The organism is Nostoc sp. JL34 (assembly GCF_017114945.1).
GTDB lineage: Bacteria > Cyanobacteriota > Cyanobacteriia > Cyanobacteriales > Nostocaceae > Nostoc.
In genome coordinates, this window is record NZ_JABXKQ010000032.1 from 64,298 (window position 1) to 80,569 (window position 16,272).

The window sequence follows — 16,272 nt, forward strand, 5'->3', positions numbered from 1 at the left end:
TCCAGCACTAAAGTGCTGACTACGAACTAAAAAAGAAGAGAGAAAACATGATTATTGAAAATAGTGAAGTTGTGCTGTCAGTACGGAATCTGACAGCTAATGTTGATGGAACACCGATTTTGAAAGGTGTGAATCTTGAGGTGCGATCGGGTGAAATTCATGCGATTATGGGGCCGAATGGTTCTGGTAAGAGTACTTTTTCTAAGGTGTTGGCTGGGCATCCGGCGTATGAGGTGACTGGCGGTGAGGTGATTTTCCAGGGGCAGAATTTACTGGAGTTGGAGCCGGAAGAACGCGCCAGAAGTGGCGTATTTTTAGCGTTTCAGTATCCGTTAGAAATTCCCGGTGTGAGCAATTTGGATTTCTTGCGGGTGGCGTATAATTCCCGTCGCAAGGCGCAAGGTTTAGAAGAAATAGACGCTTTTGATTTTGACGATTTGATTGAGGAAAAGCTGGATGTGGTAAAGATGAATCCCAGTTTTCTCAGTCGCAGTTTGAATGAAGGGTTTTCTGGTGGTGAGAAAAAGCGGAATGAAATTCTGCAAATGGCATTGCTGGAACCAAAGTTAGGAATTCTGGATGAGACAGATTCGGGTTTGGATATTGACGCGCTCAGAATTGTGGCCAATGGGGTAAATCAACTGGCAAGTCCAGAAAATTCGACAATTTTGATTACCCACTACCAACGATTACTCGATTATATTGTGCCTGATTTTGTGCATGTGATGGCACAGGGGCAGATTATTACGAGTGGTGGTAAGGAACTGGCGCTGGAATTAGAGTCTCGCGGTTATGACTGGGTGCTGGAAGAGTTTGCAGCGGCTGAGGTGGGTGTGTAATGAGTATTCAAATATCTCCTAGTCCAATACCTAATTCAAATGCAGTCAGTTTGACATCGATGTTAGATAGAGATGATTATCTGACTGGGTTGTTAAATCAAGTAACGGCAATTAAAACAGAAGGTTGGTTGCAGGAATTACGCCAAAGTGCTGCTAATTGGGTACGCCACTCGACTATTCCGACTACCCGCGAGGAAGAATGGCGATTTACTGATTTGTCGTCTTTGCGAAAGGTGCAATTTAATGTAAAGACGGGAAATTACGCATCTTTAGAATTTGATATTTTGCCAGAAGCGGCTAATAGTCGTTTGGTATTTGTTAATGGCGTTTTTGCGCCGGAGTTATCAGCAGTTTCAGATTTGCCATCTGGAATTGTGGTGAGTAATTTGGCTGGCTTGTCTGTGGTTGAGCAGCAAGCTGTACAGCAGTATTTAGCTCAAGCTGAGGGAGCGCAGGAAGTTTTTACTGCTCTCAATACGGCTGGGATAACTGATGCAGCTGTGGTGTATGTGAAGAAGAATGTGGTAGTTGAGACGCCAATTCATCTAGTGTTTATTTCGGTTGCGGGTGAGACGGCGACGATTTCACAGCCACGTTGTTTGGTGGTAGCGGAAGGTGGTTCGCAGGTGACGTTGGTTGAGGAGTATACGAACCGCAGAGGCGCAGAGAAAGGAGTCTATCTTACCAATGCGGTTACAGAAGTTTGGCTTGGTGACAATGCGGAGGTGAGTCACACTAGGATTGAGCGAGAAGGTGCAGAGGCTTTTCATATTGGGAAAACTGCGATCGCACAAGCTCGTGATAGTCGATATACTTGTCATGCCATAACTTTAGGTGCAAAGTTGTCGCGGCACAATTTAGAAATTTTGCAAACTGGTGAGCAGACACAAACTACTCTCAATGGTTTGACGATAATTTCTGGTAAGCAATTGTCTGATACTCACAGTGCGATCGCACTCAACTATCCCCACGGTACAAGTGACCAATTGCATAAATGTATTGTAGGCGATCGCGCTCATGCCGTGTTCAATGGTAAAGTTTTTGTACCCAAACTAGCGCAGTTGACAAATGCAACCCAGTTGAATCGCAATTTGCTGCTATCATCTAAAGCCAGAGTTGATACCAAACCCCAATTGGAAATTACGGCGGATAATGTAAAATGCGCCCACGGTGCTACCGTTAGCCAATTGGAAGATGATGAAATATTCTATCTGCAAAGTCGGGGAATTGATGAAAACGATGCTCGAAAGTTATTAATTAACGCCTTCGCTGCTGAAGTTATCAACAAAATACCAGTTCTTTCTCTGCAAGAAATCCTTTTAAACACAGTCAATAATCTCAAGTCTCTGACTAATGAGTAATAACTAATCTACCAATGACTTTCACCTCTACCAAAACCCTTGCTGATAAAGTTCGCGCTGACTTCCCGATATTGCATCAGGAAGTCAACGGGAAACCCCTAGTTTATCTCGATAATGCTGCGACATCACAAAAGCCTTTGTTGGTGTTAAATACCCTACGGGATTATTACGAACACTATAATGCTAACGTGCATCGAGGTGCCCATTCCCTGAGTGCTAAAGCTACTGATGCTTATGAAGGTGCTAGAGATAAAATTGCCAAATTCATTAATGCTGCATCCCGTCAGGAAATCGTTTACACCCGCAACGCCAGCGAAGCGATTAACCTAGTAGCCTATAGCTGGGGAATGAACAATTTGCAGCCTGGGGATGAAATTATTCTGTCGGTGATGGAACACCACAGTAATATTGTACCTTGGCAATTAGTAGCACAAAAAACGGGTGCAGTCCTGAAATTTGTGGAACTGACACCAGAAGAAACTTTTGATTTGTCACAGTTTAAAAAGCTGATTTCCGACAAAACAAAATTAGTGTCGGTAGTGCATATTTCTAATGCTTTGGGTTGCATTAATCCAGTAGAAGAAATTGGTGCGATCGCTCACCAATCCGGTGCTAAATTCTTAGTTGATGCTTGCCAAAGTGTTCCTCACTACCCCATTGATGTACAGAAAATAGATTGTGATTGGTTGGTAGCTTCCGGTCACAAAATGTGTGCCCCTACTGGGATAGGATTTCTGTATGGCAAGTTAGAGTTGTTAGAATCCATGCCACCATTTTTTGGTGGTGGCGAGATGATTGCAGAGGTGTATTTAGACCATTCTACATACGCAGAATTACCGCATAAATTTGAAGCTGGTACACCTGCAATTGGAGAAGCGATCGCACTTGGTGCAGCGATCGATTATCTTAGCAGTATCGGCATGGATAAAATCCACGCCTATGAAGCAGAATTAACAGCTTATTTGTTCCAACAATTAGAGCAAATTCCCCAAATTAGAATTTACGGCCCCAAACCAAATGCTAAAGGTGAAGGTAGGGCTGCACTTGCGTCATTCACCGCCGGAGAAGTCCACGCCAACGACTTATCTACATTATTAGATCAAGAAGGCGTTGCTATCCGTTCTGGACACCACTGTACTCAACCATTACACCGTTACTTAGGTCTTGCTGCAACCGCACGAGCAAGTCTATCTTTCTACAATACCCGTGAAGAAATTGATATTTTCATCAAAGCACTGAAAGAAACCCTGGACTTTTTTGCGGGTTTCCTTGCTTAAATTCACAAAATATTCAGACACTGATTGTGCCAAATATCAGCAACATATCTTGCTAATAGTTGGCACAATTTAATTATCTGGATTTTTTATGGGAGTAACTAAAGTGTCATACAGATACTTTTGCCCAGGTTCTACCTGCACCTTCACATCTACAATGTATACTTCACAGGTGCGATCGGCTAGAGCATCATCTAAGAGCTTAAAGAAATTTCCAAAAACCTGATTATGGTTGCGTGTAGCACCACTCATCATCACAACTTCGCCATCCCAATACTCTTAACGTTCCTCTTGGGTGGGTTCCCAAACCAGATATTCTTCTGCACTCATCAAAATGCGATCGGGTAAAGTAACCATTGGTGCGATCTCTTAATGCTCCATTGAAGCGATAATTTGCCAAGATTCAACTTGATGGCGATTTCCCAAAGACTAGCTATGCTCAGATAAACTATATCTGCGGTATTGATGATTATCCTCAGATTATCTGGAAGGCTGGAGTCATTTTCAGTTAGCCAGATAAAAGCATGAGTATCTAAAAGGAAAGCACTCATTCCATGTATTCCTTAAAAACTTCGAGAGGTTCATCAAAGTCATCAGGCAAAGGTAAAACAAAAGTTAAGGAGAGTAGCGATGAAAAAAGTAGCGGTGTTTGGCAATACTGGAGGCGGTAAATCAACTCTAAGCAAAAGATTATCGAAAATCACTGGTTTGCCACTTCACATCTTAGACAAGATTCAATATCAATCAGGCGGCATTCAGCTTTCACACGAAGAATATAAGCACACCCATGAGAAAATTTTGGTTACTGACCGTTGGATTATTGACGGGTTTGGTTGCATGGAAACCGTCTGGCTGAGACTGAACGAGGCGGATACTCTAGTTTTTATCGATCTACCGCTATATGTGCATTTCTGGTGGGTGACTAAACGATTAATCACAGGTGGCTTTAAACCGCCAGAAGGCTGGCCGGAAAAGAGTCCAATATTTAAGAGTTCGCTTACTAGCTACCGCGTACTTTGGTTATGTCACAAATATTTGACCCCAAAATATCGTGAGTATATCGAACAGGCTCAAAGTACTAAAAGTGTTTATCATATTCGCTCAACTGAACAGATTTCGCAATTTTTTGAATTCATTGAAAATGAGACTAACCTAGAAGATAATGCATCAGCCTAACGCCGGAGTTGAACCACACCTCCGGCTAAACGTAATTCATATTATTAGGCGAATATGGTCAGTAGAAGATTCACGTTAACGTCCTAGCATTTTATCCCGCAGATGTTTAATGCGATCGCGCAATTTGCCCGCCTCTTCAAATTCCAGTTTCTTCGCCGCCTCTTTCATCTGCGCTTCCAACAAAGTAATCAACCCTGGAATCTGTTCTAATGGCAGTTCATCTAGATGTTCATCTACAACTTTCAAGTCAGTTGCATTTAACCGCCGAGATACATCTAAAAAAGCCAAAATCGCATTACTTGATTTTTTCACAATTGGTTGCGGTGTAATCCCATGCAGTCGATTATGTGCTGTTTGAATCCCACGCCGCCTATCTGTTTCATCAATAGCTTTAATCATGCTACCTGTCATATTGTCGGCATACAAAATCGCTTGCCCCTGGACGTGACGTGCGGCTCTACCAATAGTTTGAATTAAGGAACGCTCGGTTCTCAAAAAACCTTCTTTATCTGCATCCATAATTGCTACTAAGGAAACTTCGGGTAAATCCAAACCTTCCCGCAGCAAATTCACACCAACCAAAACATCAAATTTTCCCTCGCGCAAATTCTGCAAAATTTCAATGCGCTCAATAGAAGTAATCTCGGAATGTAAATACCGTACCCTGATACCGTGGTCTTGCAAATATTCGGTTAAATCTTCCGCCATCCGCTTGGTTAATGTGGTAATTAACACTCGTTCATGGCGATCGGCTCTATCTTTAATTTCTCCCAACAAATCATCAATTTGTCCTTCTGTAGGACGCACAGAAATTTCTGGATCAACCACCCCTGTTGGTCGAATCACTTGCTCAATTACATGGTCTTCAGAAACTTCTATTTCCCAATTTCCGGGAGTTGCGGAAACAAAAATACACTGATTTACCTTTTGCCAAAATTCCTCGGCTTTCAAAGGACGATTATCAGCAGCGCTAGGAAGCCGAAATCCATGTTCAATTAAAACTTTTTTTCTAGCTTGATCGCCGTTATACATCCCACGAATTTGGGGCACAGTAACGTGAGATTCATCAATAATTAATAGCCAATCCTTAGGAAAATAATCAATTAAACATTCTGGTGATTCTCCAGCTTGTCTTCCTGCTAAGTGACGGGAATAATTCTCAACCCCGTTGCAATAACCGACTTCGCGTAGCATTTCTAGGTCATAGCGTGTACGTTGATCTATGCGTTGCGCTTCTAATAATTTCCCAGCTTGTTCTAAGTCTAGTTTTTGCTGTTTTAACTCGGCTGCAATATCATTACAAGCTACTTCTAACCGTTCTTCTGGAGTGACAAAGTGACGCGCAGGGTAAACATTCACCGCTTCCAAGCTTTTGAGAATTTCCCCTGTCACTGGATCGATATAGCGAATTGCGTCAATTTCATCACCAAAGAATTCGACGCGAATAATTCGGTCTTCATAGGCTGGGCCAATTTCTAAAACATCGCCTCGGACGCGAAATTTTCCCCGACCCATTTCTATGTCGTTACGGCTATATTGAACATTTGCCAAATCTCGTAAAATTTGGCGTTGATTTACTTCCATACCTATCTGAAGAGGGATGGCAGCTTTCAGATATTCTGCTGGCATTCCTAAACCATAGATGCAGCTGATGGAAGCAACGACAATGACATCACGACGTTCAAAAAGCGATCGCGTCGCTGAATGCCGCAACATATCTATTTCATCATTAATCGCCGCCGTTTTTTCAATATAAGTATCGGTAACGGGAATATACGCTTCTGGCTGATAGTAATCGTAGTAACTGACAAAATACTCGACTGCGTTGTTGGGGAAGAAATCCCGCAACTCGTTACAAAGCTGTGCAGCCAGGGTTTTGTTATGCGCCAGAACTAAAGTAGGCTTGCCAATTTTCTCAATAACTGCTGCTACCGAAAATGTCTTACCAGTTCCAGTGGCTCCTAATAAAGTTTGGTAACGATTGCCTGATTGGATACTAGCAGAAAGTTTAGCGATCGCTTGTGGTTGATCGCCTGTGGGACTAAAGGGAGCTTGAAGACAAAATTCTGTCATACAGTTTTGCTGTAAATACCCTATCTCATGGTGACGATTCCGCCCTGTATCCATTGTAGCTGGCTTATTAGACTAAAATAAATAGTAATAATTGTTTACGAAAATTATTAATTCAAGTTTACTTATGTATCAGTTTTAAAGATACTTATATCTATGTGAGGTTTTTTAAGGTTAAACTCTAATGTATATGGGAAAAAATTTCATCTTTCCTTAATTATTGTAAAATTCAATTAACAAACCAGAGGTGTTCGTTTATGACTATTAGCAGCGCTGGCAAAGCAATCAGTTCTCGGCAAAAGCCTGCCAAGTCTCCAGGGGAAACCACAGAGGGAGTTGAAAATCAACAAGATCAGAGCTTGAATGCAGATAAAGTCGAGGAAGTTAATGAACTGCCAGTAGGAGCTTCTGGAACACTCGCCATTTCTGGAATTCGTCCCATAGGCGCTAGCGACTTAGAAGTTGCTGAACACCTCTCAATTGCTGGGGTGCGTCCCGTTAGCACCAGTACCTTGGAAGTAGTTGAAACCTATAACTCAATGGGTATTCGTCCAATAGGTGCTAATACATTCCAAGTTGTTGAAAGTATCAACCTCTCTGGCATTCGTCCAATCGCCTCAAGTTCATTGGCAATTTCTGACAGTTATTCCACCTTCGGAAATCGTCCCATAGCACCAAATGAGATTGACAATTCTGAAAGCCTGATGGGTTTTCTAGATTAGACAAAAAACATCCCCATAACTTGATTAACCCAGTTTCTACACGAAACTGGGTTTTTTAGTTAAACAGTCAAAAATATAAATTACGATATTTGCACTTGTTCTATGTCTTTTAGCATAGGTAACTAAACTGTATTCACTTTAATTTATATTTAGCCAACAGCCAGGATGCTTACTACAATTACCTTTCTTAATTACAAATTACGAATTACGAATTACAAATTGCAAATTATTTAATATGCCTTGTGGTGGAAGGCTTTAGCAAAAACTTTAAGCTAGTCTGTAAAAGTAATAACAAAAGATTTCAAAGTTATAAACTAACTTTGAAAGTAATTTTTCATTAAATCAGGAGTACAAAATGAGCATAGAAGATCGCGCTAAAGCTGCTGCTAAAAATGTTGAAGGTAAAGCTCAAGAAGCATTAGGAAATGTCACTGGAGATCCAGAAGATAAAGCGAAAGGTAAAGCAAAGCAAGCTGAAAGCGAAGTCCGTCACGGGATTGAAGACGTGAAAGACAATGTGAAGAAAAACATTGACTAATAATTCATAGTTTTTTTGCAGAAACTCTAGGGATATCAATGGGGTGGATTCCATTTTTGCAATCAAGTATGAAGTGTTCAAGATTCAATGCGATACACCTTTATCTTCCTGTTAGCAAGTGTGGAAATATAAAGGAATGGCTTGATTCGCAGAACGCATTTTGTAGAGGCGTAGTTTACTACGTCTCTACATTACAAAATATTTATTTAATTTTGAGCAATAAACTTTATTTTACTTTAAACATACAACTGATTATATCTGTTATTTAAAGTGTTTTTTCAGGAGATAAAAAAATGATTCTGCTTCAGCAAAGTCGCAAAATATTGGCGACTTTCCTTTTAATTGGAGTACTGATGATAACTACCGCCTGTGGTGGTGGTGCAGTGTCACAACTTGACCGCCCAACTGCTCCATCAGCAATTGGCCGAGATGTAACCTATGCAGAGTTAGAGCGAGGCAATACCCCAGGAGGACAAACCTTTGGTAACTGGGTTGTGCAAATATCTCAAGGATTAGTTCAGGACGCTTTCGTTCGTGATAACAATAAACTAGGTGTTGTGATTGCCCCTCAAGTTCGTCCTAATGAAGTGCGACCATTAGCAAAATCTCTAGTTCAAGGTTTTCATAAAAACTTCCCCAATCAAGACCTAAAGGTTTTGATTTATGCACCTGATAAGAAATTGATTTTGACTACTGAGTATGACACTCAGACTAATCAAGTTAAGTATAGCTAATTGTTGAATTTGCAATAAAGGCTTAAAGAGAGTCTCATGAATTGGCATTTGAAATTATGGTTTTAAGATGCCAGTCATCAAAAAATCTTTGACGTAAAAAAGGAGAGAAGTAAAGTGGCAAGCAGCGAACAGTATAAACGTCAAATAATGAAAGATTTGGCTCAGGGAGATGTTGAATCTATTGATGATACTACAGCCGAATCAACAGCGGAATATCAAAATTTCGATGATTTTGCCCAACGGACAACACCAGATCAACGTCGGCAGTTATTTGGTCGATCTTTACATCCAGATCAGATTCCTACCAGCCAAATGGAGCCAGAATTACAAAATGCGATCGCACAAATTAAACCCAATGAACGGGACGATGTAGCACGGGCCTTTTTCAAGCACTTGAAACAAAGAGGACTAGACGATAAGCATCTAGAGCAACAGTTGGGACTTTCTACACACAACCCCAACCGCATGACTGCTGATGATGTTAGCAAATTAGCGTCCTTCGTTTATCACAACCACCCCGACATTTTCCGCGAAGTGTTGGCGGAGCAACCAGGAATTATCAAGTTTCTTAGTAATCCTGTAGTGGCAGGTATAATTGGAATTGCGGCAGCTAAGTGGTTGGGTAGTCGCAAATAAATTTTGAGTTTTAGTTTGGAGTGTTGCGTAACAAAGTAGGTGGGCATAGCCCACCTTTATTTTTGCCTATTATGTAAGTAAAGACTATGTATATAATATTATTAAATGATTTTTAGCCAAATAAAATTCACTTAATAAGCGATCGCTGCACCAAAGCCTACCTTTTGAATGGCGATGTCTACCACGGGCGTAGCTGCGGCAACTTTGCCCAATCTGAAAATTATTCCAAATCTCAAAAAATTGTAGTAATATACCACAGGCATTAACTATCTTCAGCTACATCTGATTGTTACCGCTCTTAAATTTACAATTGATGAGAATATACCGTGAGCCTAACTCTTTATTTCCTCCGTCACGGACAGACAGAATGCAGTCGCAATAATTCCTTTTGCGGTTCCATAGACTCAGAACTTACCCCAGAAGGGTTGGATATGGCAAAGGCTTTTGCTGAGGTATATAGTTCTATGGATTGGACAGCAATATTTTGTAGTCCTATGCGGCGAACTGTATTGACAGCAAAACCCTTATGTGAATCTATAGGGATAGAACCACAAATTAGGGATGGTTTGAAGGAAATTAACTATGGCTTGTGGGAAGGAAAAACGCCTGAAGTAATTAGCCGTGAATATCACGATGATTATATTCGCTGGTCAGCAGATCCGGCTTGGAATGCTCCAACTGGTGGAGAAATGGCAGTTACAATTGCTACTCGTGCTTTGCAGGTAATTGAAGAAATTAAACAAAATTACAGTAGTGGTAATGTTTTAGTTGTTGCACACAAGGCAACTATCAGAATTATGCTGTGTAGTGTACTGGGGATTGATGTGGGACGCTTCCGTTTTCGTTTGGGATGCCCTGTTGCTTCAGTCAGTATTGTAGAATTTACTTCACATGGCCCGCTGTTAAAGGTTTTGGCAGACCGTAGTCATTTGGATGAGCGTTTGCGAAATTTACCAGGAACGTGAAGGAGTTAGGAGTTATTATTTTTCCCTTGTTTCTCCTGACTTTCTGGCTCAGTGTATTTGCAGAGAACGTTGATTCCAATTTTGATAATATATAATACGACAATTGTTGCGATCGCACCATCAATTGGTATTCCATGTACTGCTGCAACGGCTACCAGTGAGCCAATGATACTATTGAGCAGAGAAGAACTACCAGGGTTATTAGTGTATTCTTTGATTTTGCCCCGTAAACCATCATCACCACAGATTTCCGCGCGGATTTCGTCGAGGGTGAGTTGTAAGAGAGATTTTTTGCCCCTACTATAATCTGTTGTGCCGACTTTCTCTTGCCAAAGTGCATCAAAACTCGCTTCTAGATTGCCGTTGTGTTGTTGCAGGGTAGTAAGTGCATGTTGTGCTGGGGTTTCGTTTGCGAGAAGTTGCTGAAATTCTTGGATTTCGACAGGGGTTAATTGGGCATTCATATATATTTGACTTAATTATTTATGGAGTATTTGTTAGTTCCTGAATCAATTCTTCAGGTGTGATAATTCTGGGAGTAGCAACTGGAAAATCTCTAGGATTGCGAGTAATAATAGCATCTAAGTGATTGAGTGCCGCAGTGCTGTATTGAATAGCGTCTTCAAAATCTCTAAAGTTAGCAGTTAATGCCATGTTGATTGTGGTACTGTCTACTGTTGCGACTTGACAGAAGGTTACAATTCTATTTAAAAGGGATAGAGCAGAGGCTCGACCTTTATCTTTCCGAATGATGTAGTAGAGGTCACTAAAAGTAGAAGCAGAAAGATAACCTTCTATTTGTTTTTGATAAATAAATGAGAATACTTGTATAGTATTGCTGTAAAAAGGATGGCGTTCAAGAGCAAAATCCAAAATTATATTAGTGTCTAATAAGACTCTCACAGATTATGTTTCTCCTTCAAATATTCCCATTTGGCTTGGTCGGGGTCAAAATCTGAAGGAGTCGGCTCTGTACTTTCCAACCACTCTTTCAAAATGGGTATAGAGCATTCCACTATTCTTTTTTGCTTTTCAGACTGGGACTGAGTTTGATTTTCTCTAGAACTTTCCAAGGATGGAACAGGTTGCAAAATAATCACTTCTACCGTCCCTGGAGCAATATTTAGAGGTTCGTCAATAATTAAATTACCGGATTCATCAATTGTGGCGTTTAGCTTATAGGCTTGCATATTGGTTTTCCTCATCTATATATAATTAAATAATATTTCAGGCAATTTCACAGATTATGTTTCTCCTTCAAATATTCCCATCGGGCTTGGTCTGGGTCAAAGTCTGGTGGTGTCGGTGGGACATTTTCAAATAAACCTTCAAATGCTTTTACTTTAGACTTTCTTCTCGGCTTCTCTGGCTGTGACTCAGTAGGAGTTTCTGTAGAAGTTTCCAAGGATGAAACTGGCTGCAAAATAATCACTTTCACTTTTCCAGGAGCAATATTTAGAGGTTCGTCAATAATTAAATGACCTGATTCATCAATTGTGGCGTTGAGCTTGTAGGCTTGCATACTTTTGCCCTTTTTGTTTCTAGGATAGAACACTGCTGTAAATGTTGCGTAGGTGTAGCCCGTCGTAGACATCGCACTTCTGAATAACCACCTTGTCGTGACCAAAACGATCGCTTTGGTTATGAAAATGATGATTTTGGTTATGAAAATGATGATTTTGGTTATGAAAATGACGATGTTGGTTATGAAAATGACGATTTTGGTTATGAAAATGATGATTTTGGTTATGAAAATGATGATTTTGGTTATGAAAATGACGATGTTGGTTATGAAAATGACGATTTTGGTTATGAAAATGATGATTTTGGTTATGAAAATGATGATTTTGGTTATGAAAACGATCGTTTTTGTGGCAAACGCTTATGCGATCGCAAGCAACGCTTAAATAAAACTTATGAATGATTTGACGTTGGCAATAAATCTTGCACTGCACCCTACGACTCTGTTTCTAGCCTATCTCGCGCTGTCCAAATTGCCTCGCGCACCTCTCTGGCGCACTCTTCACCCGTAGCCTCGCGCCAAATAGCTTGAAACTGGCTTTCGCCTAACTGCTTAAGCATACGTGCTAAATCATTGATCCGATAACCAATCCAATCTTGATTATGCTCTAAGTCAATGGCTAAAACATGAATATAAATTTGCAAAGCCTTAGAATAATTTTCCTGAGCTTCTAAAACCTTTCCCCATTGCCCCAATGTTAATGAACCCTTATACCAATCGCGGAATTGTTCAAAAACTTCCCAAGCTTTTTGATAATAGTTAATTACCACATCAAACTGTCTTTGCTCTTGAGCTACCGTGCCCAGTTGGTAATAATCACCAGCAGCACTGTACAAATCCCCTGCATCTTCATATATCTTCAGGGCCTTGTTGTAGTAATCAACTGCCACATTAAACTGCTGTTGCTCTTGAGCTACAATGCCCAGTACGTGATAGTCGCTAGCAGCACTGTGCAAATCTCCAGCATCTTCATAAATCTTCAGTGCCTTGTTGTAGTAATCAACTGCCACATTAAACTGCTGTTGCTCTTGGGCAACTATGCCCAGTACGTGATAGTCGCTAGCAGCACTGTAAAAATCTCCAGCATCTTCTTTTATCTTCAGCGCCTTGTGATAGTAATCAACCGCTACATCAAACTGCCTTTGCTCTTGGGCAACTATGCCTAGATTGTGATATTCTCTGGCTGCACTGTGCAAATCTCCAGCATCTTCATAAATCTTCAGCGCCTTGTTGTAGTAATCAACTGCCATATTAAATTGCAGTTGGTCTTTGGCTACCATGCCCAGTTGGTGATAATGCATAGCAGCATTGTACAAATCCCTAGCATTTTCATAAATCTTCAGCCCCTTGTGGTAATAATCAATTGCCACATCAAACTGCCGTTGCTTGTGGGCAACTATACCTAGTTGATGATATTCACCCGCAGTACTGTACAAATCCCCGATATCTGTATAAATCTTCAGTGCCTTCAGGTAGTAATCAACAGCCACATCAAACTGCCGTTGCTCTTGAGCAACTATGCCGAGTTGGTGATAAGCAACAGCAATGTCGTCATTCATTAAGGGGTCGTTTACAGCTATCAATTCATCTAAAATTTCTTGATAGATTTTCCTTGCGTGTTCCAAATCAAGACTTTTAGCTGCTTCACTTGCATCCACACCCCGTAAATACATCCAAAAATTAAAAGCATCTTTACCCTTTGCTTTTGCATCTGCCAAGTAAATGCCAATTTGGTTTAACGCTCGGTGTCGCAGTGACTTGAATTCGGGTTTACGCCCTAAGCGTTCATACACTTTTCCCAAAGCTAACAGAATTACTCGTGCTTCAACCCATTCCTGTTGCTGTTCGGCGAGGCGCAGGTTTTGCAACAGATTTGGTTCTTCCATTAGCAGCATAAAAGTTGCTTGTTCGGCGTTGCTGATTAGTTCCTTACAGTAGATATCCGCCAGATAAGCGTAGAAAATCAGCAAATTTTTTTCGAGTTCTTTAATATTGCGTTGCGCGTCCACAACCGCCTGGGAATCAATTCTGAGGCGGGTGCTGTCAGCCTCACCATTTATTCCCAGGCTGAACAAGTTCAATTTTTGCCGTAAATACCAAGGTAATGCTGGGTGAATCTTGTAAATAGTCTCATAATCCCAATATTCTACAATACCGGCGGCGGCGGCTTCGTTGAGAATTTTCATCCAATCAGCTTTCTGCAAGTTCTCTTCAAACACTGTTTGATAAGCTTGTCCATAGCTATTATCAGGACTTTCTGAGAACTGATACAGCCAATGTGCATCAACCCGTTCCGAAAACAGCGCCAAAAATGGTAAATGCTGACGTGTTCGTTCTGACAACTTAGCAAAAGAATAATCCAACGACACAGTAAGAGATTTTTCTCTCCCCTCTTCCTCTTGTCCCCTAAAAGTATCTAACCCCTGCCGCAACGCCTCAATTAACTGCACGGGTGTCTGCATCTTTAAATGCGGCAACACCACCCGCAAAGACAACGGATGTCCCCCCAACAATTTCAACAATTCCAAATACTCTGCTGGCAGGTTCTTTCTCTCCACACCTACGGTTTGCAAAATCTTCGCGGCTAACTCTTGGGCATCCGCTTGAGACAACCCCCGCAAGTTGATTAAACTATACCCACAATCTAGCCAAGGTTCTTCGCGGCGACTGGTAATTAATACCCAAGATTTACCACCCCGTAATTCTTTAAGAAACCGCTTCAGCTTGTTTCTTTCTTCCCCATTCAATAATGGTTCATTCCCCGTAGGAAAACCGTTGACAGGTTCAAAGTTATCCCAAATCAACAAGCAAGGATTAGTTTGCAAATATTGCCGCACCACATCTTCTTGCTTATCTGACATCATTTGGGAAAATCTCTCACCTCCCAACGCCCTACCAATTTGGTTAATTACCTGACTCAACCCCGCACCCTGTTCAAAGGAGGTGAAGAACATACCGCCAGTGCGTCCTTGAGTATCATCCAACCACCTGGCGAAACCTGCAACTAACTCAGTTTTACCAACGCCGCCCATTCCCTGCACCAAAACCAGATGATTTTGCCGAAATGCTCTCTCTAAACGCAAAATCTCATAATCCCGCCCAATAAAACCATAAGCACTTTCATCAGGTAAACCTACAGCCTTGCTACTTTCTGGGGTATTGTCTGCTTGCGCCATCAAATCGGCAAAACTGGGTGCTGTCTTTTTAGGAACAAAAGGTGTATAGGGTTCCTGCTGATACAACACCGGCACAAGCCAATCTTGTAAAGGTAAATTTCCTTTGGGACTGGGGCGCATTTTGTCAATAGACATGGACTTTCGCCCTGCTGCAACGGCTGTGGCGATACACTCTCCCCTGACTAATTCCCCATACAACCGCCCAATAAAGTGTTCTGCACCTTTGGCGTAAACTGAATACGCCATCGCTACCACACCCTTAGCCCCCAATTTCACCAACTGTCCCGCCACAGAAGAAAAAGCTTCTTCGCCTACTTGTCCAGACTTGCAAGCATTCAGCACAAAAATAGGCACGCGACAATCTGTCAAATATTGAGCAATTTCTCTAGCGCTGACAGCTTGCTCATTTCCCTGTTCATCCTCAAAAACTAAAACTCCCTGTGTCTCGCTGTCAAAATTCCCATGTCCATCAAAATGGACGATATGATAAAAACCCTTATTTGCCTGGAGTTCTGCTTCAAACTCTTTCAAGCTAGGGGGACGCAATACCTTAAGATTGACTCGCTGACGTATCGGTTGCAGCGCCGCCAGCAGTGGACGGGCAATGGTTTTAAACCCAACGTCTTGCTGATCGTCAGGACGGGCAATAACTAGTAAAATATTCAGTTGGTCATCGGGCATTGCTGGCAATGGTGCTTTTACGCTCTGACTGCTGAGACTGCGATACATCCCCGCTAGTGAAGGTGCAAGAAATTGATAATCAGGGGAATATAGCAACTCCCAAGGCAAATTCAGCACTTCGGCGTTATCAGAAATGATGCCCAGTTCACAGTTATCTAGCCCTTCGCGTGTCGCTTCCTGAAAAAACTCTCTTCCTTTCTCTGTACTGCGAAATACTAGTTCAAATAGCTGTTGTCCCCAATGCTGTAATTTTTGTTCAATTTTTACAGCGTTATCTGGAAAAATACCGTAAGGGAACTTCAGATAATCTTCTAAATACCAGCGCAACTCAGCTGCGTTTTCTTTATCGAAGGGTTGCTGAAAGGCGACTTCTGACGCAAAACGAGGACTTTCATATCCGCGTTGCCAAGAAAGTTGGATTTTATCGTCTTGATGCGTAATCCGCAACCAATTTTGCGCCATAGCTACTGCCAACACTAGTTAATGTGATGCTAACTTATCCTAGTAATTCACGCGGAGGTTAGCTGATTACGCAAATGAAATCAGCTAATTCTATCGGGCTAGGCTTTTAATTCAGT

The 16,272-nt window shown here is 41.5% G+C and carries 18 protein-coding genes and 1 pseudogene; 10 read left to right on the forward strand and 9 right to left on the reverse strand.

All coding sequences use genetic code 11. The features are described from left to right. Window positions 1–47 precede the first annotated feature (47 nt). The 3 genes from sufC to HWQ44_RS05205 are packed head-to-tail and all read left to right on the forward strand — an operon-like array spanning window position 48 to window position 3,477. Window positions 48–839 carry a Fe-S cluster assembly ATPase SufC gene (sufC, locus tag HWQ44_RS05195; RefSeq protein ID WP_193945662.1) on the forward strand — a complete coding sequence of 264 codons (792 nt, stop codon included), beginning with the start codon at window positions 48–50 and terminating at the stop codon, window positions 837–839. Further along, complete coding sequence (sufD, locus tag HWQ44_RS05200) at window positions 839–2,200, forward strand: Fe-S cluster assembly protein SufD (RefSeq protein ID WP_292715775.1); 1,362 nt, start codon at window positions 839–841, stop codon at window positions 2,198–2,200. The genes sufC and sufD overlap by 1 nt, the downstream gene beginning before the upstream one ends. 14 nt (window positions 2,201–2,214) lie before the next feature. After that, the gene (locus HWQ44_RS05205) at window positions 2,215–3,477 is read left to right on the forward strand and encodes a cysteine desulfurase (protein ID WP_292715778.1); all 1,263 of its coding nucleotides are present in this window, start codon (window positions 2,215–2,217) and stop codon (window positions 3,475–3,477) included. Between the two features lie 96 nt (window positions 3,478–3,573). Here HWQ44_RS05205 and HWQ44_RS05210 read toward each other — a convergent pair. Both HWQ44_RS05210 and HWQ44_RS05215 read right to left on the reverse strand, forming a co-directional pair. After that, window positions 3,574–3,831, reverse strand: a pseudogene (locus HWQ44_RS05210) (Uma2 family endonuclease); the annotation flags it as partial. Further along, complete coding sequence (locus HWQ44_RS05215; protein WP_292715781.1) at window positions 3,804–4,025, reverse strand: PIN domain-containing protein; 222 nt, start codon at window positions 4,023–4,025, stop codon at window positions 3,804–3,806. The gene HWQ44_RS05215 and the pseudogene HWQ44_RS05210, both read right to left, overlap by 28 nt. Window positions 4,026–4,104: 79 nt before the next feature. On the opposite strand from HWQ44_RS05215, the gene HWQ44_RS05220 reads away from it, so the two are divergent. Further along, window positions 4,105–4,650 carry an isopentenyl transferase family protein gene (locus HWQ44_RS05220; RefSeq protein ID WP_292715784.1) on the forward strand — a complete coding sequence of 182 codons (546 nt, stop codon included), beginning with the start codon at window positions 4,105–4,107 and terminating at the stop codon, window positions 4,648–4,650. Between the two features lie 75 nt (window positions 4,651–4,725). On the opposite strand, the gene uvrB is transcribed toward HWQ44_RS05220, so the two are convergent. Continuing rightward, the gene (gene uvrB, locus HWQ44_RS05225) at window positions 4,726–6,723 is read right to left on the reverse strand and encodes an excinuclease ABC subunit UvrB (protein ID WP_292715786.1); all 1,998 of its coding nucleotides are present in this window, start codon (window positions 6,721–6,723) and stop codon (window positions 4,726–4,728) included. 254 nt (window positions 6,724–6,977) lie between these two features. On the opposite strand from uvrB, the gene HWQ44_RS05230 reads away from it, so the two are divergent. The 4 genes from HWQ44_RS05230 to HWQ44_RS05245 all read left to right on the forward strand — a co-directional run bounded on the left by HWQ44_RS05230 (window position 6,978) and on the right by HWQ44_RS05245 (window position 9,350). After that, window positions 6,978–7,442, forward strand: a complete 465-nt coding sequence (locus HWQ44_RS05230) for a hypothetical protein (RefSeq protein ID WP_292715789.1) — start codon at window positions 6,978–6,980, stop codon at window positions 7,440–7,442. A 355-nt stretch (window positions 7,443–7,797) separates the two neighbouring features. Further along, entirely contained in the window at window positions 7,798–7,980 is a 183-nt protein-coding gene (locus HWQ44_RS05235; RefSeq protein ID WP_099103871.1) for a CsbD family protein, read from the forward strand. Window positions 7,981–8,273: 293 nt separating this feature from the next. Beyond that, window positions 8,274–8,714: a hypothetical protein gene (locus HWQ44_RS05240; RefSeq protein WP_292715793.1), complete on the forward strand. Its 441-nt coding sequence runs from the start codon at window positions 8,274–8,276 to the stop codon at window positions 8,712–8,714. Window positions 8,715–8,828: 114 nt separating this feature from the next. Next, the gene (locus tag HWQ44_RS05245) at window positions 8,829–9,350 is read left to right on the forward strand and encodes a hypothetical protein (RefSeq protein WP_292715796.1); all 522 of its coding nucleotides are present in this window, start codon (window positions 8,829–8,831) and stop codon (window positions 9,348–9,350) included. Window positions 9,351–9,481: 131 nt separating this feature from the next. Here the strand turns inward: HWQ44_RS05245 and HWQ44_RS05250 are convergent, their stop codons facing one another. Next, the gene (locus HWQ44_RS05250) at window positions 9,482–9,613 is read right to left on the reverse strand and encodes a hypothetical protein (protein WP_292715799.1); all 132 of its coding nucleotides are present in this window, start codon (window positions 9,611–9,613) and stop codon (window positions 9,482–9,484) included. A 63-nt stretch (window positions 9,614–9,676) separates the two neighbouring features. Here HWQ44_RS05250 and HWQ44_RS05255 point away from each other — a divergent pair, with 63 nt between their 5' ends. Further along, the gene (locus HWQ44_RS05255; protein ID WP_292715802.1) at window positions 9,677–10,315 is read left to right on the forward strand and encodes a histidine phosphatase family protein; all 639 of its coding nucleotides are present in this window, start codon (window positions 9,677–9,679) and stop codon (window positions 10,313–10,315) included. A gap of 5 nt (window positions 10,316–10,320) precedes the next feature. Here the strand turns inward: HWQ44_RS05255 and HWQ44_RS05260 are convergent, their stop codons facing one another. The 4 genes from HWQ44_RS05260 to HWQ44_RS05275 are packed head-to-tail and all read right to left on the reverse strand — an operon-like array spanning window position 10,321 to window position 11,909. Next, window positions 10,321–10,779, reverse strand: a complete 459-nt coding sequence (locus HWQ44_RS05260; RefSeq protein ID WP_292715804.1) for a hypothetical protein — start codon at window positions 10,777–10,779, stop codon at window positions 10,321–10,323. A gap of 19 nt (window positions 10,780–10,798) precedes the next feature. Next, complete coding sequence (locus tag HWQ44_RS05265; protein WP_292715807.1) at window positions 10,799–11,218, reverse strand: PIN domain-containing protein; 420 nt, start codon at window positions 11,216–11,218, stop codon at window positions 10,799–10,801. Further along, window positions 11,215–11,505: a hypothetical protein gene (locus tag HWQ44_RS05270; protein WP_292715810.1), complete on the reverse strand. Its 291-nt coding sequence runs from the start codon at window positions 11,503–11,505 to the stop codon at window positions 11,215–11,217. The genes HWQ44_RS05265 and HWQ44_RS05270 overlap by 4 nt, the downstream gene beginning before the upstream one ends. 47 nt (window positions 11,506–11,552) lie before the next feature. After that, window positions 11,553–11,909 carry a hypothetical protein gene (locus tag HWQ44_RS05275; RefSeq protein ID WP_334853268.1) on the reverse strand — a complete coding sequence of 119 codons (357 nt, stop codon included), beginning with the start codon at window positions 11,907–11,909 and terminating at the stop codon, window positions 11,553–11,555. A 25-nt stretch (window positions 11,910–11,934) separates the two neighbouring features. Here HWQ44_RS05275 and HWQ44_RS05280 point away from each other — a divergent pair, with 25 nt between their 5' ends. Further along, a complete protein-coding gene (locus tag HWQ44_RS05280) occupies window positions 11,935–12,222 on the forward strand; it encodes a hypothetical protein (protein WP_292715813.1) in 288 nt (95 codons plus the stop codon). 49 nt (window positions 12,223–12,271) lie between these two features. Here HWQ44_RS05280 and HWQ44_RS05285 read toward each other — a convergent pair whose 3' ends face one another. Beyond that, window positions 12,272–16,171 carry a tetratricopeptide repeat protein gene (locus HWQ44_RS05285; protein ID WP_292715816.1) on the reverse strand — a complete coding sequence of 1,300 codons (3,900 nt, stop codon included), beginning with the start codon at window positions 16,169–16,171 and terminating at the stop codon, window positions 12,272–12,274. Window positions 16,172–16,272: the final 101 nt, after the last annotated feature.